The sequence below is a fragment of the Bacillus sp. FSL L8-0152 genome (genome assembly GCF_038006365.1).
Taxonomy (GTDB): Bacteria; Bacillota; Bacilli; order Bacillales; family Bacillaceae_G; genus Bacillus_A; species Bacillus_A cereus.
The window spans coordinates 4692611-4717316 of sequence record NZ_JBBOVB010000001.1 but is presented as its reverse complement, the minus strand read 5'-3'; the positions used below and the strand labels follow the sequence as shown (position 1 = coordinate 4717316).

The following is a 24706-nucleotide window of genomic DNA, read 5'->3' as shown; positions in this document are numbered from 1 at the left end:
ATTCAGATTATTGGATTAACAATATTTACTATATTATAATTTAATAATTTAAGTCAATGGAAGGAGTGATTCTTTAAGATGAGGTGGAAAGGAGAAAACGTTATCTTTGAAACGGTAAGAGAAGCTGAAGTGTGGGCAGACGGGGTTGCGAATGAAATGTACGGGAGAGTATTTGATGGATATGAAACACCGGATTATAAAATAGCGTATGCTCTTTCGTTTTTCCTAGCACAAAATCAAGATTTTATAGTTCATACGGAAGTGAGCTTTAAAGAAGAGAGAGTAATCTATAAAGTTTGGCAAAATCCTGTATAGTTGCAGGTGAATCGTAATTACTTCTATTTTCTCAATTCTACACAAACGATCTCCATGAATAGACAATTATATTGAGAGGGACCTTGTTTTCTAGTATGATGAGAATAACGGGGAAAATACTAGGATGAAGAAGGTTTCAAGTCTATAACTTGGAGGAAAAGAATGAACAATCGTATTTTAGTAGTTGATGATGAGGAATTTATCTTAACTTTAATCGAATTTAATTTACAACAAGCTGGGTTTGAAGTTATAACAGCGATGGATGGAGAAATGGCGCTTCAAAAAGCGACAACAGAACGCCCAGATTTAATTATATTAGATTTAATGCTTCCGAAAATGGATGGTATGGAAGTGTGTAAAGAATTACGATTGCAGCGCGTTATGACGCCGATTTTAATGTTAACGGCAAAAGATGATGAGTTTGATAAGGTGCTAGGCCTTGAACTTGGGGCAGATGATTATATGACGAAGCCATTTAGTCCAAGGGAAGTTGTTGCTCGTGTGAAGGCGATTTTGCGCCGCACGAAATTACAACAAGAAGAACAAGTTGCAGAAGCGCCAGATGAAGATAGCATCACAATTGCAGAACTTAAAATTTTACCGGAGTTTTATGAGGCTTATTTCCAAGGAAGAAAGCTTGAATTAACACCAAAAGAATTTGAACTACTTGTGTATCTTGCGAAAAATAAAAGTCGCGTGTTGACGCGTGATCAATTATTAAGTGCTGTATGGAATTACGATTTTGCTGGTGATACACGAATTGTTGATGTTCATATTAGCCATTTGCGCGATAAAATTGAACAAAATACGAAAAAACCGACGTACATTAAAACGATACGTGGTTTAGGATATAAATTAGAGGAGCCAAAAGGGAATGAATAAATTTCGTTCCAGGCTTCTTTTTACATTTGTTTCTCTTATTGTATTTATTTTAGTTGGACTAGGTTTATTGCTAGAAACTGTGTTTGAAAACTACTATATAGATCATGCTAAAGAGAGAATGGTAAAAGAGACGGAGTATGTTGCGGCGTTAGCAGAAGAGCAAGGTTTTGATAATGTCTTAAAAAATCCATACGTATTTGAAAAGTTAGAAGAAAAAATACCAGCTTCTATCGTATTTGTGGATGAAAAAAAGAAAGTTCAATATAGAAAAGGACAAGAATTGGCATTTAGTCCAGAGACGATTAAAGAACTTACTTCGGAATTGGCAAAACAACGAAGTAAAGTGATTACGAAAGAGACAGATCGAAAGAATGAATTTTATCATGCGGTGTTCGTTCAAGATGTAGAAGGAAAACAAGGATACGTTTTGGTGAAAAGTACAATCGATCCTTTAAAAGACGTACATCAAAAAACGTGGGGATTATTAATTATCGGATTTGTTATTGCTTGTCTCGTAGTTGTATTTTTAGGTATGAAAATTACAGGGCAATATATTAGGCCGATTGAATCGGTTACAAAAGTTGCAATTGAATTGGCAAAGGGTAATTATAAAGCACGTGCATACGAAAGTCATTCGGATGAAACAGGAATGCTGAGTAAAGCGATTAATATTTTAGCTCGTAACTTACAAGAGATGACACTTGAACAAGAAATGCAGCAAGATCGTCTGCATACGTTAATTGAAAATATGGGAAGCGGAATGATTTTAATTGATAGCCGCGGGTATATAAACCTTGTAAACCGCTCTTATAAGGAAACTTTCCACGTAACAGATGAAGAATATTTAGATCGCTTATATTATGAATCGTTTCATCATACAGAAATTATTGAGCTTGTAGAAGAAATCTTTATGACAGAAGTGAAAGTGCGTAAACAAATGTTATTGCCACTTGGAATTGAGCGGAAGCATTTCGAAGTATATGGAGCGCCGATTATCGGGACAAACCATGAATGGAAAGGGATTGTTCTCGTATTCCATGACATAACAGAGTTAAAGAAATTAGAACAAATGAGAAAAGACTTTTTAGCGAATGTTTCTCATGAATTAAAGACACCGATTACTTCTATTAAAGGTTTTTCAGAAACACTCTTAGACGGAGCGATGGATAATAAAAAATTCTGCGAACATTTCTTGCACATTATTTTAAAAGAAAGTGAGCGCATGCAAGGATTAATTGAAGATTTATTAGATTTGTCAAAGATCGAACAACAAGGATTTAAATTAAATATGGGAACCGTTGACATGAAGGGGCTGCTTGAAGATATTCATATGGTGCTTGATAATAAAGCAGGAGAAAAAGAAATCTCTTTACAAGTGAATGTATTAAAACGTGCTTCTGTTATTGGAGATCCAAGTCGTTTGAAACAAATCTTTATTAATTTAATAAATAACGCGATCGTATATACACCGGCTGGAGGCGTTGTTTCAGTAGAGTTAGCGGAAGATAAGTATAATGCTTATATAAAAGTATCGGATACTGGAATTGGTATTAGTAAAGAGGAAATTCCGCGTATTTTTGAACGCTTTTACCGAGTGGATAAAGCGAGAAGTAGAAATACTGGTGGTACAGGCCTCGGATTATCAATTGTAAAGCATTTAGTAGAGGCGCATCACGGTACAATTACAGTGGATAGTGAAGTTGGGGAAGGGACAACATTTACAGTTGTTTTACCAAAATCAGCAACTGAAAAATAGGATGAAGGATGTTTACAATATATTAACAATGGCTTAATTAAATATTAATAAAGCTCTGTTAATATAATACATGAAAACCCCTTCATCCAAGGAGTAATTTTGGACGAGAATAGTTAAGCTGTTCTCGTCACTTCCCTTTATGCCAATATAAGTCTGTTTTATATATGAAAGAAAATAACCGTTATTTTTCTTCTCTCTATTAGTCATGTTAATATAGAGAGAGGAAAGGAACGGTTTTTTTCTGTGAAAAAAATCATTTCAAATTTGTATGGGGAGGTTTCAATTTTGGAAAAAAAGGTCGTATTAGTAGATGGTAATAATATCGCGTATCGTGCTTTCTTTGCACTACCGCTTTTAAATAACGACAAAGGTATACATACGAACGCAATTTACGGTTTTACAATGATGTTAATGAGAATATTAGAGGAAGAAAAGCCAACTCATATGTTAGTGGCGTTTGATGCAGGCAAAACAACCTTCCGTCATAAAACGTATAGTGAGTATAAAGGAGGACGTCAAAAGACTCCACCTGAATTATCAGAGCAGTTCCCGTTTATTCGTGAGATGCTGGATGCATTCAACGTACCGCGTTATGAATTAGAAAATTATGAAGCGGATGATATTATGGGAACGCTAGCAAAAGAAGCGAGTGAACAAGGAGCAAGTGTAAAAGTTATTTCAGGAGATAAAGATTTACTTCAACTTGTTTCTGATAACACGCTTGTATGTATTCCGCGAAAAGGGATTACGGAAGTAGATGAATATACGAAAGAAGCTTTATTTGAAAAATATAGCTTATCACCAAAGCAAATTATCGATATGAAAGGTTTAATGGGAGACCAATCAGATAATATTCCGGGTGTACCAGGAGTTGGTGAAAAAACGGCGATTAAATTGTTAACACAGTTTGGAACGGTTGAAGAAGTGTATGAAAATCTAGATCAAGTAAGCGGGAAGAAATTAAAAGAAAAACTAGAAGAAAATAAAGAACAAGCTCTTATGAGTAAAGATCTTGCGACTATTATTACAGATGCGCCGATTACAGTTCATGTGGATGATATGGCGTATAAAGGATATGAAGCAAGTGATGTGATTCCAATGTTCGAGAGTTTAGGATTTACATCTCTTTTAAATAAATTAGGCGTTACGCCAGAAGAAACAGCTCCAGCTGAATTAGATGATATTACATTTGATATTGTGGAAGAAGTTACAGAAGAAATGCTTCAGCAAGATAGTGCGCTTATCGTAGAAGTGCAAGAAGATAATTATCATAAGGCGGACATTCAAGGCTTTGGTATTCAAAATGAAAATGGTTGCTACTTTATTCAGAAGGATATTGCTCTTGCATCGGATGCATTTAAAGCATGGCTTGCAAATGGAGAAATGAGAAAGCATACATTTGATGCGAAGCGAGCAATCGTTGCACTGAAATGGAATGGGATAGATATGCAAGGGATTGACTTTGATCTATTAATCGCTGCTTATTTACTTGACCCGGCTGATACAGATAAAGATTTCCGTACTGTAGCGAAAATGAAAGAAACGCATGCTGTGAAATCAGATGAAGAAGTTTACGGAAAAGGTGCGAAGCGTGCTGTTCCAGAGTTAGAAGTAGTAGCGGAGCATGTGGCTCGTAAAGTGCATGTATTATATGATGTAAAGCAAACATTCGTTGAAGAGTTAAAGAAGAATGAGCAATATGAACTGTTTACAGAGTTAGAACTGCCACTTGCGCGTGTATTAGCTGATATGGAAGTAAAAGGTGTAAAAGTTGATACGGAGCGTCTTCGTAATATGGGAGAAGAACTCGCAGGTAGATTAAAGGAAATGGAACAGGAAATTTATAAGCTTGCGGGAACAGAATTTAATATTAATTCACCGAAGCAGCTTGGTGTAATTCTGTTTGAGAACTTAAACTTACCGGTTATTAAAAAGACGAAAACAGGTTATTCTACGTCAGCTGATGTATTAGACAAGCTTATGGATCGCCATGAAATTATTCCAAACATTTTACATTATCGTCAATTAGGGAAGCTAAATTCAACTTATATTGAAGGTTTACTGAAAGTTGTACATGAAGATTCATCTAAAATTCATACTCGCTTTAATCAAGTGTTAACGCAAACAGGTCGATTAAGTTCAACGGATCCGAACTTGCAAAATATCCCGATTCGATTAGAAGAAGGAAGAAAGATTCGTCAGGCATTTGTTCCATCAGAAGAAGGTTGGATTATGTATGCGGCTGACTATTCACAAATCGAACTGCGTGTATTAGCTCATATTGCAAATGATAAAGGGCTAGTTGAAGCATTCCAGCATGACATGGATATTCATACGAAAACAGCTATGGATGTATTTGGCGTTGAAAAAGATGAAGTCACTTCAAATATGAGACGACAAGCGAAAGCTGTTAACTTCGGAATTGTGTATGGTATTAGTGATTATGGTCTTTCACAAAACTTAGGAATTACAAGAAAAGCAGCAGCGGAATTTATTGAAAAGTATTTAGAAAGTTTCCCTGGTGTACAAGAATATATGGAGGACATCGTAAAAGATGCGAAACAAAAAGGATATGTGGCTACATTATTAAATCGTCGCCGTTATATTCCAGAAATTACGAGTCGTAATTTCAATTTACGTAGCTTCGCTGAGCGTACAGCGATGAATACACCAATTCAAGGTACTGCAGCAGATATAATTAAAAAAGCGATGATTATTATGGCAGATCGTTTAGAAGAAGAAGGATTACAAGCGCGTCTTCTTCTGCAAGTACACGATGAATTAATATTTGAAGCACCAAAAGAAGAAATTGAAAAATTAGAGCAGCTTGTACCTGAAGTAATGGAGCATGCAATTGAACTCGCAGTTCCGCTGAAAGTTGATTATTCTTACGGTCCAACTTGGTACGACGCAAAATAAGGAAGTGATGAAATGCCTGAATTACCAGAGGTTGAAAACGTCAGACGGACACTTGAAAATCTTGTAACAGGAAAAACGATTGAAGATGTTATTGTTACTTATCCAAAAATAGTGAAACGACCGGATGATGCAGAAATCTTTAAAGAAATGCTAAAAGGCGAGAAGATTGAAAATATAAAGCGAAGAGGAAAGTTTTTGCTTCTATATGTAACAAATTATGTTATTGTTTCACATTTGCGTATGGAAGGTAAGTTTTTACTACATCAAGAGGACGAGCCGATTGATAAACATACGCACGTCCGTTTCTTATTTACAGATGGAACTGAATTACATTATAAAGATGTGAGAAAGTTTGGTACGATGCATCTCTTTAAGAAAGGTGAAGAGATGAACCAAATGCCTCTTGCTGACTTAGGTCCGGAGCCGTTTGATGCTGAAATGACACCACAGTATTTACAAGAAAGATTGCAAAAGACAAATCGTAAAATAAAAGTTGTGCTATTGGACCAGCGTCTTTTAGTAGGGCTTGGAAATATATATGTAGATGAAGTTTTATTCCGTTCTCAAATTCATCCGGAACGAGAAGCTTCGTCTTTGACAATAGAAGAAATTGAGCGAATTTATGAGGCTACCGTTACAACGCTAGGCGAAGCAGTGAAGCGTGGCGGAAGTACAATTCGAACGTATATCAACTCACAAGGGCAAATTGGTTCGTTCCAAGAACTCCTAAATGTATACGGAAAAAAAGGAGAACCGTGTGTAACTTGCGGTACGATATTAGAAAAAACAGTTGTTGGCGGAAGAGGAACGCATTACTGCCCAATTTGTCAGCCAAGAATATAGAAAAGAGATAACATCGGATAGGCATTTGTCATATACATACAGCAGAGCTATGTATAAGGGAGGAGCTTACCGATGTACCTTTATTTATCTCTTATTTTATTAGCTTTTACATTAAGCTTAGATAGCTGTAGTGTAGGGCTAACATATGGTTTAAGAAGCGTAAGAATTCCACTAAGATCAATTATAATTATCGGAATGTGTTCAGCGGCTGTTATGCTTGTTTCAATGGGAATTGGACATATGATCGCGAAAGTATTTTCACCTGTTATCGCAACGCGTATCGGTGGGCTTGTTCTTATTGGAATAGGGATTTGGGTATTGTATCAATTTTTTCGAAGTGAAAAAAAAGAAGAACCGAAGCAAGAGGAGAAGGTCTGGAAATTAGAGATTGCCTCGCTAGGGCTAGTGATTCAAATTTTACGGAAACCGACTGTAGCAGATTTTGATAAATCAGGCACCATTTCTGCAGGAGAGGCATTGCTTCTTGGTATCGCTCTTTCTGTAGACTCATTTGGTGCCGGAATTGGTGCATCTTTATTAGGGTATGCACCCGCTATGATGGCGATATTAGTTGCGATTATGAGTTCTTTGTTTTTATTTATTGGAATGAAACTTGGAACGGTTTTATCGAATATGAAGTGGTTACAAAAATTTACATTCCTGCCTGGGGTATTACTCATTATAATTGGAATTTGGAAAATGTAAGTATGGGCGTGGAACATTAGTTTCGCGCCTTTTATTATGAGGAGGCTTATTATGACAGTAGTAATTGGATTAACAGGAGGCATTGCAAGTGGAAAAAGTACAGTATCTCAAATGTTTCGTGAACTAAGCATACCGGTTATTGATGCAGATATTATTGCACGAGAAGTTGTAGAGCAAGGAAAACCAGCATATAACAAAATAGTAGAAGTATTTGGAACGGAAGTGTTACAAGAAGATGGAGAACTAGATCGTCCAAAACTGGGAAGTGTCGTTTTCTATAATGAAGAAAAACGATTGCAGTTAAATAAAATTGTTCATCCTGCAGTGCGTGAGGAAATGAATAGGCAAAAGGAGATGTACATAAAAGAAGATATGCAAGCGGTTGTGTTAGATATTCCTCTCTTATTTGAAAGCAAATTAACAAGTCTTGTTGACCGCGTTTTAGTTGTAGCAGTTAAGCCGCATACGCAATTAGAGCGTTTAATGAAACGAAATAACTTTTCAGAAGAAGAAGCAACAGCTCGTATTCAATCTCAAATGCCGTTAGAAGAAAAAGTGAAAAATGCAGATGAAGTGATAAATAATGATGGCACAATTATGGGAACGAAAACACAATTGCAGGTAATTTTAAAGAAGTGGAACATTATTGACTAAAAAATTGTGAAATTAATGAAAATGCTTAGTGACATATCTTCTTTTTGTGTTATACTATTATTGGGATTGGAGATAAATAGTATAACGCATTCAAGGGGGATAACATATTATGACTCGTGTGGCAATTAATGGATTTGGACGTATTGGGAGAATGGTATTTCGTCAAGCAATAAAAGAAAGCGCATTCGAAATTGTAGCAATCAATGCAAGCTATCCATCTGAAACGTTAGCACACTTAATTAAATATGATACAGTTCATGGCAAGTTTGACGGAACAGTAGAAGCATTTGAAGATCACTTATTAGTTGATGGAAAAATGATTCGCCTTTTAAACAACCGCGATCCAAAGGAATTGCCTTGGACAGATTTAGGTGTTGAAGTTGTAATTGAAGCAACTGGTAAATTTAATTCGAAAGAAAAAGCAATTCTTCACGTTGAAGCTGGAGCGAAAAAAGTTATTTTAACAGCGCCTGGTAAAAATGAAGATGTAACAATTGTAGTTGGTGTGAATGAAGACCAATTAGATATTACAAAACATACTGTTATTTCAAATGCATCTTGTACAACAAACTGTTTAGCGCCTGTTGTGAAGGTGTTAGATGAGCAGTTTGGAATTGAAAACGGTTTAATGACGACAGTTCACGCTTATACAAATGACCAAAAAAATATTGATAACCCACATAAAGATTTAAGAAGAGCACGTGCTTGCGGACAATCAATCATTCCGACAACGACAGGTGCTGCGAAAGCGCTAGCAAAAGTTCTTCCGCACTTAAACGGAAAACTTCATGGTATGGCACTTCGTGTACCAACACCAAACGTGTCTCTTGTTGACTTAGTAGTAGATGTAAAACGCGATGTGACAGTTGAAGCTATTAATGATGCATTCAAAACTGTTGCAAACGGTGCGTTAAAAGGTATTGTAGAATTCAGCGAAGAGCCTTTAGTATCTATCGACTTTAATACAAATACACATTCAGCTATTATCGATGGTTTATCTACAATGGTAATGGGTGATCGTAAAGTGAAAGTACTTGCTTGGTATGATAACGAGTGGGGCTACTCTCGTCGTGTTGTAGATCTTGTAACGTTAGTTGTTGAAGAGTTAGCGAAACAAGAAAATGTGCAACACATTTAAGTGAATAAGGGAGGAGAGGGCAAGGCAATATTTGCCCTCTTTTTTTATTTTTTTCTGAAAAGGAAAAAAATTATATAAGTATATTTTAAAAAGTGGACATACCACGAAACGTTGTGATTACTGCATTTGTGAATCGTTTATTTTTTTTAGGGAAAAGTAAAGAGGAAAATATGACAGAAAATCGAAAAAACTGTTGTTGCAAAATGAAAATAAACAAAGTATACTAACACTCGTAAACTTAAGAGCTGAGGTACGTAGTCACTACTTAAAGGGTTAGGACCTCTCTGGACTAACTTTCCCCCGTGGTAGTGGAGCAAGCCAAATTGCAAATTAGTTTTCAATTCGAACAGTTAGAATAAATTTACAAGGGGGAACTGTAGAATGGATACTATGGATACGATGGGTCGTCACGTGATCGCTGAACTTTGGGATTGCGATTTCGACAAGCTTAATGACATGCCGTATATTGAACAATTATTTGTGGATGCAGCACTAAGAGCTGGTGCTGAAGTGCGTGAGGTTGCTTTCCATAAATTTGCACCACAAGGTGTAAGTGGAGTAGTAATTATCTCAGAATCACATTTAACAATTCATAGCTTTCCGGAGCACGGTTACGCAAGTATTGATGTTTATACTTGTGGGGATCGTATTGATCCAAATGTTGCTGCAGAATATATTGCAGAAGGTTTAAACGCGAAAACGCGTGAGAGCATCGAGCTTCCTCGAGGCACTGGTAGCTTCGAAATTAAGCAGAGAGAAACAAAAGCTCTTTAAAAAAGAACATAATTGATTTAAAATGTAAAGAGGTGTATAATGCACCTCTTTTTTAGTTTATAAAAAAGGAAAAATATAACGTACTCGTTAGTTGAATACATTGGACTCTTGCAAATGAGGTAGTGCCCTATATACCATCTTATTTTTAAGTATGAGATGATAAAGTGATGCGCTGAAACTTAAAGTGGTAAGAGAGTTAGAATGAGTTATATAATATTGTATATATATTTTAGGTGAATTGAGTAGAGAAAAATAAAGAGTATAGTGTAAAGGAGTGAATGAATTGCGTTGTCCATCCTGTTCTCATAATGGTACAAGAGTGTTAGATTCGCGTCCGGTAGACGAGGGGCGCTCTATTCGAAGAAGAAGAGAGTGTGAAAGTTGTTTAAGTCGCTTTACGACCTTTGAAAGGGTAGAAGAGTCACCTCTTATCGTTGTTAAAAAAGAAGGCACACGAGAAGAGTTTAATAAAGAAAAGATTTTACGCGGTTTAATTAAAGCGTGTGAAAAAAGACCAGTATCTTTAAGACAATTAGAAGAAGTAACACAAAGCGTGGAACGTGAACTGCGTAATTTAGGTATATCAGAAGTGAAAAGTGATATGATTGGTGAAATTGTTATGGAAGAACTTCGCGATATTGATGATGTTGCTTATGTACGTTTTGCTTCTGTATATCGTCAATTTAAAGATTTAAATGTATTTATTGAAGAATTAAAAGATATACTGCAAAAAGAAAGAGAGTAGAAGTTGTATTTTATTCTCTTTACATACCGTAAGTAATAGGATAAGAGAGCTAGAAGCGAAAGCTAATAGCTCTTTTTCACTAAGAATTTATATAATGAAGATAGAAGGAATGAAGTAGAGGATAGATTGGATGAGAGAAAGGAAAAGCAAGAATGGAAAAACAGTCATGGATGGAGCTATTGCCGATTGATCGTTATAAAGTAAGTGCGAAAGGGCTACTGCATAATTACGACCGAAAAGTATTGACGATGTTGTATCAGCCGTTAATAGGTAGTAGAGCTTTTAGCTTATACATGACACTATGGGGGGAGCTAGAGCAAGATCGTGTATTTGGAAAAGAGAATACACATCATTCCCTTATGGTGACTATGCAAATGCAACTTCCTGAAATATATGAGGAACGAGTAAAGTTAGAGGCAATTGGGCTTTTGAAGGTATATATTAAGAAAGAAAAAGATATTCGAATGTTCATATATGAGTTGCAACCACCTTTATCTCCGAAGCAGTTTTTTGATGATATTGTTTTAAGTATCTTTTTATACAATCGATTGAGTCGGACAAAATATAATCAAGTAAAGCAATATTTCTTAGAAGAAGAATTTGATTTTGCTTCTTATGAAAATGTTACGCGCTCTTTCAATGATGTGTTTGGTTCGTTTAATCCAGGACAGCTTGAGCATGCGCAAGAAGACCTTCGTATTCCAAAAACGACAACTATGCCAAGTAACGAGAAGGGAGACGCTCCGAAAGTTTGGAATGATTTCTTTGATTTCTCTTTATTTGTAGATGGATTGTCCGCTCTTGTTCCTAAAAAGGCGATTACAGATCAAGTAAGAGACTGCGTTATAACACTTGCTTACGTGTATGGTGTAGATGTGTTATCGATGCAAAATATCGTTCTTGGTGCGGTGACGGAGATGCAAACAATTGATATGGAAAGGCTTAGAAAAGGAGCGCGCGATTGGTATCAATTTGAAAATGGTCAAGCATTACCGGTACTAAGTGAAAGAGTACAGCCTCATGCTGCACGTACGATGAAAGAGAAAGAGCCTTCATCACAAGAGGAGATGTTAATAAAGCAGCTAGAGGAAATCTCGCCAAAACAACTATTGAAAGAGATTTCTGGTGGTGCAGAGGCAACGAAAGCGGACTTGCAAATCGTTGAAGATGTCATGATTAATCAAAAATTGACACCAGGAGTTGTGAATGTACTTATTTATTACGTTATGCTACGCTCAGATATGAAACTTGCGAAAACGTATGTCGAGAAGATTGCTGGGCATTGGGCACGTAAAAAGGTCGGTACAGTAGCGGACGCGATGGCGTTAGCGAAAGAAGAGAACCGTCAATATCAAGAGTGGGCTGAGACGAAGAAAAAAGGCCGTACGGCGAAGAAAACGGTACGAAAAGAAATGGTGCCAGATTGGCTTAAGGAAGAAGAGCCGAAAGAACAAGAGAAAGAAACGGCGAAGAAAGATGTAAGTGTAGAAAAAGATGCAAGTACGCTAGAAGATGAACGAAAACGATTAGAAGAAGTGTTAAAAAAATATAAGCGTGATTAATAGAAGAGAATGAACGCTCTTTGAGGTGAGAAAATGGAGCATATTCAAAATTCATTTACAAAATTAATGGAAAATGAAAACTTTAAAAATAGATATGAAGTATTAAAGGCAGAAGTAATGGCGCACCCGCGTGTGAAAGAATTTATAGACGAACATAAAGGTGAAGTAACGACTTCTATGATTGAGCGCAGTCTTGTGAAGTTATATGAATATATTGGACAAAGTGTAGGTTGCGTGGATTGTCCGGATTTAGGTGCATGTAAAAATATGCTGCAAGGATACGAGCCAAAGCTTGTTATTCAAGGGAAGATGATTGATATTCAATACGATCGTTGCGTTAGAAAAGTAGCATATGACGAGAGAAAGAAATATGAAAAACTCGTTCAAAGTGTATATATGCCAACGGATATTTTACAGGCAACTATGGAAAACTTAGACCCTTCTGACTTAAATGCACGTATCGATGCAATTGGCGCAGCGAATGAATTTTTAAGTACATATGAACCAGGTAAAAAAGCACAAGGTTTATATTTGTACGGTAAATTTGGTGTAGGAAAAACGTACCTTTTAGGAGCAATTGCGAACGAGCTTGCTCGAAAGAAAATAAGTTCGATGCTCGTATACTTCCCGGAATTTTTACGTGAAATTAAAAGTTCGATTCAAGATAATTCGATTGGCGAAAAGATTGATGCGGTTAAACGCGTGCAAGTTTTAATGTTAGATGATATCGGGGCAGAAGCGATGTCGAGCTTTGTGCGTGATGATGTGCTTGGTGCAATCTTGCAATTCCGTATGTTAGAAAACTTACCGACGTTCTTTACGTCTAATTTTGATTTTAAACAATTGGAACATCATTTAACGTATACACAACGTGGTGAGGCTGAAGAAATGAAGGCAGCACGTATTATGGAACGAATTAAATATTTAGCGAAACCAATTCCAATTGGTGGGAAAAACCGTCGTCATAAGTAAAAGAGCAAGCTGAGAAGCTTGCTCTTTTGTATTATAGTGATATTTTCTTTTCAAATATGAGATCGAAATATTCAGGTTGTCCAGAACTGCCAATCGTAGGGGCAACAATCTGTACGAACCTCCAGTCATCTCTAGCATGTTCTTGAATAATTTCTTGGTAGTCTTCAGCTAGTTTTGAGCGAGTGAGCCCCCAATGAAATTCGACTTTTACGAATTTATATTCAAACATTCAGATACCTCCCTTTAGTAATAAGTAAAGTATACAATAAAAAAATTCATAGTAGCTTGTATCATTTTTTTCTCCCTCCCTTAATATATATAAAATTAGCAAGCCATATTGAGTGGATTTTCTAACGATAGGAAATGTAATTCTACTAAGAGTGAACTTCACGCGGGACGGACTCTTATAGGATTTGTAACGTATAGATACAGTCCTTTAGAGCAGGGATAAAAGGGGGGACAAAAGTGATTGAAATTTGCTTCGAAGAAAAAAATGATGCTATGCACGTATATAGACAATTGCTGAAAAGAGCGGAAGTATTATATAAGGAAACGAGTGTGTATTTACAGGAACAAAAAGTGGTGATTCACATACCAGTACGTGAATCAAATTATATTGAAAAGATCTTATTGCCGGTAATGGTGTATTTTATTGTGAATGTGAAACAAAATGAGTGGATTTATACGATCTTAAAAGAAAAGTTTTTTTATGAAGAACAAGAAGAGTGTCATCAAATATTGCACATGGCACATGAGATTTTAAAGGGAAGAAGAAAAGGGGTAGCTCAGGATTTAACGCGTAACGCATTTGAGTCATATATTAAGTCTTCTTTAAATAATTGGCTTTGTGATCCGCTCTCATTCTCGTTTTCATCATATATCCGTTTTCGTCTTCGTACATATAGGGAAATGGTGGCTAAACTTGCGGAAGTGGCAATTGATGAATATAAGATGGAGCAAGAATACCAAATGTTCATTGAGACGCTTCGGCAACAAGTAAGTAGCCGTAAATCACGCTTGTCCTGCGTGCATCTTATTTTTGATGAAAGCTTTATCTTTTATGATGATAAAGGTAGACGTTTAAAACAGGAGAAGTTGGTCCAATATATAGATGAGGAATTGTTAAAGCAAAATGATGTATATATTGATACGAAAGTAATTGCGCCGCTTCTTTCTATTTCGCCCAAAAAGATTTATTTATATACGAAAGAACAAGACCATAATATGATTATTACTTTGCGAAATGTGTTTCAAGAACGGGTCCAATTACATGGATTACATGATTTTGAGCGCAATGTGAAAAATTTAAAAAATAAAGGTAACGCCCTTGATTTTCTAAGTTTTTGAGCATATAATTACCTACATAAATGAAATATATCGAAATGTTATGATGAGGACATGAGTAGTTTTCTACGATTTTCAGAGAGGGAAGCCTTAGGGTGTGAGCTTCCTAGTACGGGATTATTACTTACCACCTCTAAACTTTAGCAGTGAACGGTTTTTCTAGTAATTGCTAACGGACAACACCGTTATGTTGAACTTGAGCAATTAACAATTATGTTAATTGGAACAAGGGTGGAACCACGAATTCAACACTCGTCCCTTTTTACGGGATGAGTGTTTTTTATTTTGAGAAAAAGAGGAGTGACCAGTGATGGCAGATGTAGTTAAAATTACTTTCCCTGATGGAGCTGTGAAGGAGTTTCCAAAAGGCGTAACAACTGAAGAAATCGCAGCTTCTATTAGCCCAGGCTTAAAGAAAAAAGCTGTAGCTGGAAAATTAAACGATGAGATGATCGATCTTGTTACACCAATCGAAGAAGATGGTGCAGTTTCTATTATTACATTAGATTCTGAAGATGGCTTATATATTTTACGCCATTCAACAGCCCACCTTTTAGCACAAGCGTTAAAACGTTTATATAAAGATGTTAAGCTTGAGCTTGGCATTGGTCCAGTAATTGAAAATGGCTTCTATTACGATATCGATATGGAAGAAGCAATTACAGTTGAAGACTTCAAGAAAATCGAAAAAGAAATGCAAAAAATCGTGAACGAAAACTTAGAAATCGTTCGTCATGAAGTACCACGTGCAGAAGCACTTCGTCGCTTTGAAGAAATTGGTGATGAGTTAAAATTAGATTTAATTAACGATCTTCCAGAGGATGCAGTTATTTCAATCTATGAGCAAGGCGAATTCTTCGACCTTTGCCGTGGTGTTCACCTTCCATCTACAGGGAAAATTAAAGTGTTTAAATTATTAAGCGTTGCAGGTGCTTACTGGCGCGGCGATAGCAATAATAAAATGTTACAACGTATTTACGGTACTGCATTCGTTAAGAAAGCAGAATTAGATGAGTATTTACGTATGCTTGAAGAAGCGAAAGAGCGCGATCACCGTAAATTAGGTAAAGAATTAAAACTATTTACTAATAGCCAAAAAGTAGGACAAGGTTTACCACTTTGGTTACCAAAGGGTGCAACAATTCGTCGTATTATCGAGCGTTACATCGTTGATAAAGAAGCAAGCTTAGGCTATGATCACGTATACACTCCAGTATTAGGAAGTAGAGAGTTATATGAAACTTCTGGTCACTGGAATCACTACCGTGATGGCATGTTCCCATCAATGGAAATGGATAATGAAGAATTAGTTCTTCGTCCAATGAACTGTCCTCACCATATGATGGTTTATAAAAATGATATTCACAGCTACCGTGAATTACCAATCCGTATTGCGGAACTTGGAACAATGCACCGTTATGAAATGTCAGGTGCGTTATCTGGGTTACAACGTGTACGCGGAATGACTTTAAACGATGCGCACATTTTCGTTCGTCCAGATCAAATTAAAGAAGAGTTAAAACGTGTTGTAAACTTAACTCTAGAAGTGTACAAAGATTTCGGTTTAGAGAACTACTCATTCCGTCTATCTTATCGTGATCCAGCAGATACTAAAAAGTATTATGCGGATGATGAGATGTGGGAAAAAGCACAAGGTATGTTAAAAGAAGCTATGGATGAAATGGGTCTTGATTACTATGAAGCTGAAGGTGAAGCAGCATTCTACGGTCCAAAACTTGATGTTCAAGTTCGTACTGCTCTTGGAAAAGACGAAACACTTTCAACTGTACAATTAGACTTCTTACTTCCAGAACGCTTTGAATTAACTTATGTTGGCGAAGACGGTAAGCAACATCGTCCAGTTGTAATTCACCGTGGTGTTGTATCAACTATGGAACGCTTCGTAGCCTTCTTAATTGAAGAATACAAAGGTGCATTCCCAACTTGGTTAGCTCCAGTTCAAGTACAAGTAATTCCAGTTTCTCCGCAAGTACATTTAGACTATGCGAAGAAAGTACAAGACGAATTGCGTCGTGCTGGTATCCGTGTTGAATTAGACACTCGTGAAGAGAAGATCGGTTACAAAATCCGTGAAGCACAAATGCAAAAAATTCCGTACATGCTTGTAGTAGGTGATAATGAAGTAACTGAAAACGGCGTAAACGTACGTAAATATGGTGAACAAAAATCAGAAACAATCGCATTAGATGCTTTTGTTGATATGATTAAAGTAGAAGGAAAACGATAAGAAAAAGCCGCGGTATACCGCGGCTTTTCTTTGTAATATAAAAGAGAAAAACTAGAAAAAATAACCATGTAACACTTATCATAAAAAAGTATTGCAAGTATGTTAGTTGTTTGTTACAATATTTCTTGTTGTTAGTAAAACACATCGCGTCTTCTTGACAGACGTCATGTCCTATGATAAACTCATCAAGGATAATAGAATATTGTTTTGTGGAACAAGTAGAAGCACCCGCTTCTCACCTGATGGACGCATTCGCAGTTAGCAGGTAAATGTATTTCTTACTTAAGATTTTACAAGTGTGGGTGTCGTATGCCCGCACTTTTTTTGTCGGGTTCTATGACTACAAAATATGTTCTGAGAAAACCTTGGAGGTGGCTTACTATTAGCAAGGATATGATGATTAACGAGCAAATTCGTGCACGTGAAGTACGTTTAGTTGGCGCAAATGGCGATCAACTTGGAATCAAGTCTCGTAATGACGCTTTAGACTTAGCTGCAAATCTTAATCTTGATTTAGTATTAGTTGCTCCAAATGCGAAACCGCCAGTATGCCGCATTATGGACTACGGTAAATTCCGCTTTGAGCAACAGAAGAAAGAAAAAGAGCAGCGCAAAAATCAAAAAGTAATTAGCATGAAAGAAGTTCGTTTAAGTCCAACAATTGATGAACACGACTTTAACACAAAACTTCGTAATGCTATCAAGTTTTTAGAGAAAGGCGACAAGGTTAAAGCGTCAATTCGCTTTAAAGGACGTGCCATTACTCATAAAGAAATCGGTCAACGTGTTTTAGATCGCTTCTCAGAAGCTTGTGCTGAAGTTAGTACAGTTGAATCTAAGCCTAAAATGGAAGGACGCAGTATGTTCTTAGTTTTAGCACCGAAAAACGATAAGTAATAGATAGAGGAGGAAATACCTATGCCTAAACAAAAAACTCATCGCGGCGCTGCAAAGCGTTTCAAAAAGACTGGATCAGGTAAACTGAAACGTTCTCACGCTTACACAAGCCATTTATTCGCTAACAAATCTACAAAAGCTAAACGTAAACTACGTAAAGCTGGTGTAGTAAGCGCTGGTGACTTCAAACGCATTCGTCAAATGCTTGACAACTTAAAATAAGTTCGGCTGATATATAGAACAATTAGGAGGTAATATTATGCCAAGAGTAAAAGGTGGTACAGTTACTCGTCAACGTCGTAAAAAAGTAATTAAATTAGCAAAAGGTTACTACGGTTCAAAAAATACATTATTCAAGGTTGCTAACCAACAGGTTATGAAATCTCTAATGTATGCATTCCGTGACCGCCGTCAAAAGAAACGTGACTTCCGTAAATTATGGATTACACGTATCAACGCAGCAGCTCGTATGAATGGTCTTTCTTACAGCCGCTTAATGCACGGTCTTAAAAATGCTGGCATCGAAGTTAACCGCAAGATGCTTGCTGACTTAGCTGTTCATGACGAAAAAGCTTTCGCTGAATTAGCAACAGTTGCAAAAAACAACATTAACTAATTAATTAGTTGAAACCTTAGAAGAATTTTCTTCTAAGGTTTTTTGTTTGTGTTCAGAGAGAAGTTTGAAGTTCTAAAGATTAACGGATGTGTTGTTATCGATATGACAAAATCAACATAAAAACTATAGTGATATAGAAGAATATACATATGAAGTCAGGAGAATCCTCCTGGCTTTTTTTAATTATGCACGTTTGGAAAGAAGAGTATCTTTCCTAGCCGAAACGACACTGCTATAATGGAAAGATGATATGGAACTTTCATCAGATGAACAATTTAAGAGTGATGACTGAAACGTATTTGCAAATTAAGGACAAGCTATTTTATAAAGAGGTAGATAGCTGACTTATTCATAAGAACTGAAACATAATAATGAACTTTGAGATGAAACAACATTGTTGCGTAAAATGCGATGTTGGAGGAGGACAATAGAATGGACTTACTACAACTATTTAAATTACAAAAAGAATTAGATGACCGTATTGCAAAAGAACATGACTTACAACCGAAAAAATTGTTAAAAGAAAAAATGTTAGCTCTTCTTGTAGAAATTGGTGAACTTGCAAATGAAACACGTTGTTTTAAATATTGGAGCAACAAACCAGCTTCGGAACGTGAAGTAATATTAGAAGAATACGTAGATGGTTTGCATTTTATTTTATCAATCGGAATTGATTTAGGTATTGATAAAAACTTCTTATTCTATAAATGTGCACAAACGAATAAAACACAAGTGGAAATTTTCTTAGACACATATGCGAAAGTAATTCGTTTTACAGATCAACCATCTATTACAAACTATATTGAATTATTTACGAGCTATCTTCGACTTGGACAAGCACTTGAATTTGAGCAAGAAGAGATTGAAAAAGCATATTTAGATAAAAATGAGGTAAATCATCAGCGTCAAACACAAGGATACTAATTTAATTTTTGAATATTTCAATTTAATTATTGTATAATGAATTGACTGAAGAAAAAGGAGGGTGTTGGCAATGACAAAATTAGACGCGACATTGACAATGCTAAAAGAATTAACGGATGCACGTGGTATTGCTGGTAACGAACGTGAACCACGTGAAGTAATGAAGAAATATATCGAGCCGTTTGCGGACGAACTTTCTACTGATAATTTAGGGAGTTTAGTTGCGAAAAAAGTAGGGGAAGAAAACGGTCCGAAAATTATGGTTGCAGGTCATTTAGATGAAGTTGGATTTATGATTACACAAATCGATGACAAAGGTTTCCTTCGCTTCCAAACGGTTGGTGGCTGGTGGTCACAAGTTATGCTTGCACAGCGCGTGACGATTGTAACGCGTAAAGGAGATGTAACAGGTGTAATTGGTTCAAAACCACCGCACATTTTACCTCCAGAAGCTCGTAAAAAGCCAGTTGAAATTAAAGACATGTTCATCGATATCGGTGCTTCTAGCCAAGAAGAAGCGATGGAGTGGGGCGTACGACCAGGAGATCAAGTTGTACCGTACTTTGAATTCCAAGTGATGAAGAATGAAAAAATGTTACTTGCAAAAGCGTGGGATAACCGAATCGGTTGTGCAATTGCAATTGACGTATTAAAACAACTAAAAGATGAAAAGCATCCAAACGTTGTATACGGCGTTGGAACTGTACAAGAAGAAGTTGGTCTTCGTGGCGCAAAAACATCTGCGAATTATATTAAACCAGATATCGCGTTCGCAGTAGATGTTGGTATCGCTGGAGATACACCGGGTGTAACGTCAAAAGAAGCGCAAAGTAAAATGGGCGATGGACCACAAATCATTTTATATGATGCTTCTGTTATTGGACATACAGGTTTACGTGATTTCGTAGTTGATGTTGCTGATGAATTACAAATCCCGTATCAATATGATTCAGTAGCGGGCGGAGGAACGGATGCGGGTGCGATTCACATTGCTGTAAATGGTATTCCTTCTATGGCAATTACAATTGCAACGCGCTATATCCATTCTCATGCGGCAATGTTACATCGTGATGATTATGAAAATGCAGTGAAGTTAATTGTAGAAGTTATTAAACGTCTTGATAAAGAGGCTGTACATAACATTACATTTAATTAATAGAAAAAGCGAAGGAGATTCTCCTTCGCTTTTTTATGTTTTAAAAAGGCCGTTCTAATCCCGCTGCAGTATGAGCGCCTAAAATAATTAAACGAGTTAATTGCATCGCCATAAAATGCGGGGTATATATCATTCCTCTTTTAAGCCATGACATAATCATCCCTAGATGGGCACCAGTAACATAACTAATGAGAATATCGCGTGGAACCATTAGTTTTTCATCGTTAGGTTGTGAAATAGAGAGGCTTAATGTTAAATGCGTTTGAATTGCTTTCATCATCTTATACGTATAGTTTCCGGCAGCTTTATCACCAAGCATGACGTTATAGAAGTTAGTGTTTTCTGCAATATGTTCGAACAAGGCCAAAAAACTTGGATGTGGCGAATCAAATGTTAGTTGGAAATCTTCTTTATTTCTATTTCTCGGTTTAATTACTTCAGTTAGCTTTTCTAACATTTCTTCAATGCTTTTGTCTAGTAAGTCATATTTATCGTGGTAATGGCTATAAAATGTAGCGCGGTTTACAGGAGCGCGTTCTGCAATATGTTGAACAGTAACATTTTCAAAACCTTTTTCGCCTACTAAAGCGACAAAAGCATCCTGTATGAGTTGTCTCGTCCGTTTTACACGTGGATCATTTGTATTTTTAATAGACATTTTTATTTCCCCTCGTTTAATTTTCTGTACTTAAACAACATATTGGTATTATATTGTTGTTTAAACGACATTTCATACGTAAATTGTCGGTTGTAGATTCAAAATAATTATTTATAATTATAAACGATAGTCCTTCAGAAATCAGCACCGCTCGCAGGTAGATAAATTTCGATTTACGCTGCAGATGGTGTGATTTTTTTGTTAAAAGGTTAATATAATTAACAATTAAACAATCTAAACAATAAGGACATAAATAGTTTAGAAAAAAATTATATGCGATATAAGGAGAGGAATGCAATGAATCAGTTTCGAAGAATGGTAATTATCAACATTATCACATTAATTGTACTAGTTGGCGGCGGTATTGGCGGTTATTACTATTACAATCAAACGGAAAATTACTTAAAAACAGACAATGCAAAGATTGATGGAAAGGTAATTCCGGTTGCTTCACCAGTAGCAGGTAAACTAACTGACTGGAAAGCTGAAGTAGGAAAAAATTATAATGAGAACGATAAACTAGGTACTGTTACTGTAGCGGCAGCTAATGGAGAACAAACAGTAGATGTAACAATTCCACAAAATGCAACGGTTGTACAATCAAACGCAACAACAAATGCTTTCGTTGGAGCTGGTAGCCCGATTGCTTACGCATTCGATATGAACAATTTATGGGTAACAGCAAACATTGAAGAAACAGATGTTGATGATGTTCAAAAAGGTCAAGATGTAGATGTGTATGTAGATGCATACCCAGATACAACGTTAACAGGAAAAGTAGAACAAGTTGGCTTAACAACAGCGAATACATTCTCTATGTTGCCATCAAGCAACGCAACAGCGAACTATACGAAAGTAACACAAGTAGTACCAGTTAAAATTTCTTTAGATCATAGCAAATCAGTAAATATTGTTCCTGGCATGAATGTGACAGTTCGTATTCATAAGTAAGGGGGAGATGAGATGTCCTCAATTGTAATTGCAGGATATGCACTATTTTGTATAATCGTCTTCTTCCTTGTAAATCGTCTTTTACGAAAGAAAAAAACGAAAATGGGAGAAGAACAAGTCCCAGCCGTAAGTAAAATAGAAGTAAGTAAAGTTGAAACAGAAGAGAAAGAAATTGAACGAAAGCAAGAATCGGAAATTTCTAATGTAGTTGAGTTAGAAACAGGAAAGCAAGAAGAAGTAAAACAAGAAAAAGAAGTGCCGAAAAAACAAATGTCTATGCCTGTAGAGAATGTGAACGTAAAAGCAGTTGTAGCTGTATTAATTCTCGGTATGTTCGTTTCTATTTTAAACCAAACAATCATTAACGTTGCATTACCTCCGTTAATGAATGAATTTAATGTATCAACTTCAACAGCACAATGGTTAATTACAGGCTTCATGCTTGTAAATGGTATTTTAGTACCGATTAGTGCCTTTTTAGTTTCACGATTTACGTATCGTAAATTATTCGTAGCAGCAATGTTATTCTTCACGGTAGGATCTATCATTTGTGCTACTTCAGGAAACTTTACAATGATGATGACAGGTCGCGTAATTCAAGCAGTTGGTGCGGGTATTTTAATGCCGGTTGGTATGAATATCTTTATGACGTTATTCCCGCCTCATAAACGCGGAGCGGCGATGGGATTACTAGGTGTAGCGATGATTTTAGCGCCAGCTATCGGACCAACTGTAACAGGTTGGGTGATTGAAAACTATAGCTGGAACTTAATGTTCTATGCGATGTTTATTATTGGTTTAATTATTACGTTCCTATCTTTAAAATTCTTTACACTAGCTCAGCCAGTGTCTAAAACGAAATTAGATATATTCGGTGTGGTTAGTTCAAGTATTGGACTAGGAAGCTTATTGTACGGATTTAGTGAAGCTGGAAATAATAGTTGGACTAGTGCAGAAGTCATTATTTCACTTGTTATCGGTGTAATTGGTTTAGCGTTATTTATTTGGAGAGAGTTAACAACGGACAATAAAATGCTTGATTTACAAGTATTTAAATATCCAGTATTTACTTTTACTTTAGTAATTAACGCAATCGTTACGATGGCATTATTCGGAGGTATGTTATTGCTTCCAGTATATCTGCAAAACATTCGTGGCTTTACGCCAATTGAATCTGGTTTACTACTTCTTCCAGGATCATTAATTATGGGGATCATGGGACCAGTAGCGGGTAAATTATTCGATAAATATGGCATTCGTCCATTAGCGATAATTGGATTGGCAATTACGACGTATGCGACATATGAATTTACAAAATTATCGATGGATACACCGTATAGCGTTATTATGACGGATTATATTATACGTTCAATTGGTATGTCATTCATTATGATGCCAATTATGACAGCTGGTATGAACGCGCTACCGATGAAATTAATTTCTCACGGTACAGCAACGCAAAATACGTCAAGACAAGTAGCTGGTTCAATCGGAACAGCGATTTTAATCACACTTATGACGCAACAAACGACTGCTCACGTAGCAGATTACGGCAACATGTTAACAACATCAAACCCAATTTTAGTTGATAAAGTACACGGCATGGGTCAAAGCTTAGCGGCCTTAGCTGGATCAGCTCAAGCAGGAGACGCGATGAGCACACAACTATTATATGGACAAATTTCAAAGCTATCTGCAATTAACGGTATTAACGATGCCTTCTTAATTGCAACGATACTTGCAGGGATTGCTTGGGTGTTATCGTTCTTCTTACCATCAGGCAATAAACCAAATAGAAAAGCAGGGAATTAATTTCCCTGCTTTTTTGCCTTTTTAAAGAGTGAGATATAAAAAATGATAACCAGTTACGGAGCACAGCCCTGTTATAAACAAAATTGTCCCCATAGAACAAATACTCGATATTTGCCTGCCGCTTATAATAGCTAATAGTCCAGCTAAAGAGAAGAAGCACCAATATAAAGTTCCCGAAATTGGAAGCATCCCCTCTAAATCTATTCCAGAACCTATACAAACAATAGGAACAACGATGAGTAATATGCTAGTGAAACCAGCTATAATGGTAAGTAATTTACGATGTTTCATGCCAGCAATAATTAAAAAAATACCAACGATAAATACGCATAACATTAAAGTAAGAGCTAAAATCATCCAAGTTAATATTCCAAACACTTCTGTATTACCTCCGATTTGTAGGTTGCTAAAAAATATTATATATAGAATGAATCACCTACAGACATGAGCTCCCAGAAGATAACACCTAATATTCCAATGGTAAAAATAATGAATCCCATATTACGTATACTTTTAATTTTGGCTTGTACTCCACTTACCCCTGCTAATAATCCAGTTAAAGAAAATAGGGTCCAGTAAAGAGCAGTTGGAATCGGGAAAATTGTATCGATATGAATCCCTACACTTAAAAGAACAAAAGGTAGTGTGACAAAGGATAGGCTAAGTAGCCCCATTAAACCAACGAATAATTTCCGATATTTAATCCCTGTTACTATTAAAAAAATACCACCAGCAATCCCGCATAGTAAGAGAAGTGGCGTGAAAAGCATCCAAATAATACTGAACATATGTAAACTCCTTTATGTGAATTAAGTTATATTTTACTACATGAGGT

General features: G+C 36.3%; 25 protein-coding genes and 2 other annotated features. Of the genes, 21 read left to right on the top strand and 4 right to left on the bottom strand.

Annotation, left to right across the window (positions count from 1 at the left end; translation table 11 throughout):
- Positions 1-78: 78 nt before the first annotated feature.
- The 12 genes from MHH27_RS23880 (at position 79) to dnaI (ending at position 13265) form a co-directional block, all read left to right on the top strand.
- Positions 79-315 (top strand): hypothetical protein, encoded by a 237-nt coding sequence (locus MHH27_RS23880; RefSeq protein WP_053563568.1) that lies wholly within the window; start codon positions 79-81, stop codon positions 313-315.
- Between the two features lie 162 nt (positions 316-477).
- Positions 478-1197: a two-component system response regulator PhoP gene (gene phoP, locus MHH27_RS23875; protein ID WP_001065220.1), complete on the top strand. Its 720-nt coding sequence runs from the start codon at positions 478-480 to the stop codon at positions 1195-1197.
- Positions 1190-2953, top strand: a complete 1764-nt coding sequence (phoR, locus tag MHH27_RS23870) for a sensory box histidine kinase PhoR (protein WP_001032099.1) — start codon at positions 1190-1192, stop codon at positions 2951-2953. The genes phoP and phoR overlap by 8 nt, the downstream gene beginning before the upstream one ends.
- A 285-nt stretch (positions 2954-3238) precedes the next feature.
- Positions 3239-5872, top strand: a complete 2634-nt coding sequence (gene polA / locus MHH27_RS23865; RefSeq protein WP_053563570.1) for a DNA polymerase I — start codon at positions 3239-3241, stop codon at positions 5870-5872.
- A gap of 12 nt (positions 5873-5884) precedes the next feature.
- Positions 5885-6715 (top strand): DNA-formamidopyrimidine glycosylase, encoded by an 831-nt coding sequence (mutM, locus tag MHH27_RS23860; protein WP_090976929.1) that lies wholly within the window; start codon positions 5885-5887, stop codon positions 6713-6715.
- 72 nt (positions 6716-6787) lie between these two features.
- Positions 6788-7420: a sporulation membrane protein YtaF gene (ytaF, locus tag MHH27_RS23855; RefSeq protein ID WP_000281743.1), complete on the top strand. Its 633-nt coding sequence runs from the start codon at positions 6788-6790 to the stop codon at positions 7418-7420.
- Positions 7421-7471: 51 nt separating this feature from the next.
- A complete protein-coding gene (coaE, locus tag MHH27_RS23850) occupies positions 7472-8074 on the top strand; it encodes a dephospho-CoA kinase (protein ID WP_053563572.1) in 603 nt (200 codons plus the stop codon).
- A 109-nt stretch (positions 8075-8183) separates the two neighbouring features.
- On the top strand, positions 8184-9212 hold the full coding sequence (locus tag MHH27_RS23845) for a glyceraldehyde-3-phosphate dehydrogenase (RefSeq protein ID WP_000198974.1): 1029 nt from the start codon (positions 8184-8186) through the stop codon (positions 9210-9212).
- A gap of 390 nt (positions 9213-9602) precedes the next feature.
- Positions 9603-9986, top strand: coding sequence for an adenosylmethionine decarboxylase (gene speD, locus MHH27_RS23840; protein ID WP_002003660.1), 384 nt, complete (start codon positions 9603-9605; stop codon positions 9984-9986).
- Positions 9987-10269: 283 nt separating this feature from the next.
- On the top strand, positions 10270-10731 hold the full coding sequence (gene nrdR / locus MHH27_RS23835; RefSeq protein WP_001203687.1) for a transcriptional regulator NrdR: 462 nt from the start codon (positions 10270-10272) through the stop codon (positions 10729-10731).
- 152 nt (positions 10732-10883) lie between these two features.
- Positions 10884-12293, top strand: coding sequence for a replication initiation and membrane attachment family protein (locus MHH27_RS23830; protein WP_000415025.1), 1410 nt, complete (start codon positions 10884-10886; stop codon positions 12291-12293).
- Positions 12294-12326: 33 nt separating this feature from the next.
- A complete protein-coding gene (dnaI, locus tag MHH27_RS23825) occupies positions 12327-13265 on the top strand; it encodes a primosomal protein DnaI (protein ID WP_000400120.1) in 939 nt (312 codons plus the stop codon).
- A 31-nt stretch (positions 13266-13296) separates the two neighbouring features.
- Here the strand turns inward: dnaI and MHH27_RS23820 are convergent, their stop codons facing one another.
- Positions 13297-13494 carry a DUF4177 domain-containing protein gene (locus tag MHH27_RS23820; RefSeq protein WP_000464454.1) on the bottom strand — a complete coding sequence of 66 codons (198 nt, stop codon included), beginning with the start codon at positions 13492-13494 and terminating at the stop codon, positions 13297-13299.
- Positions 13495-13730: 236 nt separating this feature from the next.
- On the opposite strand from MHH27_RS23820, the gene ytxC reads away from it, so the two are divergent.
- From ytxC to MHH27_RS23785, 7 genes are all read left to right on the top strand, one after another.
- On the top strand, positions 13731-14612 hold the full coding sequence (gene ytxC / locus MHH27_RS23815; RefSeq protein WP_000569629.1) for a putative sporulation protein YtxC: 882 nt from the start codon (positions 13731-13733) through the stop codon (positions 14610-14612).
- A 31-nt stretch (positions 14613-14643) separates the two neighbouring features.
- Positions 14644-14872, top strand: a binding site (T-box leader).
- A gap of 47 nt (positions 14873-14919) precedes the next feature.
- Positions 14920-16857 carry a threonine--tRNA ligase gene (gene thrS / locus MHH27_RS23810; RefSeq protein WP_090976937.1) on the top strand — a complete coding sequence of 646 codons (1938 nt, stop codon included), beginning with the start codon at positions 14920-14922 and terminating at the stop codon, positions 16855-16857.
- 210 nt (positions 16858-17067) lie between these two features.
- Positions 17068-17188: a sequence feature (ribosomal protein L20 leader region), on the top strand.
- Between the two features lie 62 nt (positions 17189-17250).
- Positions 17251-17754 (top strand): translation initiation factor IF-3, encoded by a 504-nt coding sequence (gene infC / locus MHH27_RS23805; protein ID WP_000973215.1) that lies wholly within the window; start codon positions 17251-17253, stop codon positions 17752-17754.
- A 21-nt stretch (positions 17755-17775) separates the two neighbouring features.
- Entirely contained in the window at positions 17776-17976 is a 201-nt protein-coding gene (rpmI, locus tag MHH27_RS23800) for a 50S ribosomal protein L35 (protein WP_001125945.1), read from the top strand.
- A gap of 37 nt (positions 17977-18013) precedes the next feature.
- Positions 18014-18370 (top strand): 50S ribosomal protein L20, encoded by a 357-nt coding sequence (rplT, locus tag MHH27_RS23795; protein ID WP_001138362.1) that lies wholly within the window; start codon positions 18014-18016, stop codon positions 18368-18370.
- 432 nt (positions 18371-18802) lie between these two features.
- Positions 18803-19294 (top strand): dUTP diphosphatase, encoded by a 492-nt coding sequence (locus MHH27_RS23790; protein ID WP_000365050.1) that lies wholly within the window; start codon positions 18803-18805, stop codon positions 19292-19294.
- Positions 19295-19364: 70 nt separating this feature from the next.
- On the top strand, positions 19365-20450 hold the full coding sequence (locus tag MHH27_RS23785; protein ID WP_000163555.1) for a M42 family metallopeptidase: 1086 nt from the start codon (positions 19365-19367) through the stop codon (positions 20448-20450).
- Positions 20451-20490: 40 nt separating this feature from the next.
- Here the strand turns inward: MHH27_RS23785 and MHH27_RS23780 are convergent, their stop codons facing one another.
- Positions 20491-21108 (bottom strand): TetR/AcrR family transcriptional regulator, encoded by a 618-nt coding sequence (locus tag MHH27_RS23780; protein ID WP_000023672.1) that lies wholly within the window; start codon positions 21106-21108, stop codon positions 20491-20493.
- Between the two features lie 297 nt (positions 21109-21405).
- Between MHH27_RS23780 and MHH27_RS23775 the strand changes: the two genes are divergently transcribed.
- Positions 21406-22059 (top strand): HlyD family secretion protein, encoded by a 654-nt coding sequence (locus MHH27_RS23775; RefSeq protein WP_001071419.1) that lies wholly within the window; start codon positions 21406-21408, stop codon positions 22057-22059.
- A gap of 12 nt (positions 22060-22071) precedes the next feature.
- Positions 22072-23871, top strand: a complete 1800-nt coding sequence (locus tag MHH27_RS23770) for a DHA2 family efflux MFS transporter permease subunit (RefSeq protein ID WP_000095293.1) — start codon at positions 22072-22074, stop codon at positions 23869-23871.
- A gap of 21 nt (positions 23872-23892) precedes the next feature.
- Here the strand turns inward: MHH27_RS23770 and MHH27_RS23765 are convergent, their stop codons facing one another.
- The gene (locus MHH27_RS23765) at positions 23893-24249 is read right to left on the bottom strand and encodes an ammonia permease (protein WP_340944343.1); all 357 of its coding nucleotides are present in this window, start codon (positions 24247-24249) and stop codon (positions 23893-23895) included.
- A gap of 38 nt (positions 24250-24287) precedes the next feature.
- Positions 24288-24659 carry a DNA-binding protein gene (locus tag MHH27_RS23760; protein ID WP_340944341.1) on the bottom strand — a complete coding sequence of 124 codons (372 nt, stop codon included), beginning with the start codon at positions 24657-24659 and terminating at the stop codon, positions 24288-24290.
- Positions 24660-24706: the final 47 nt, after the last annotated feature.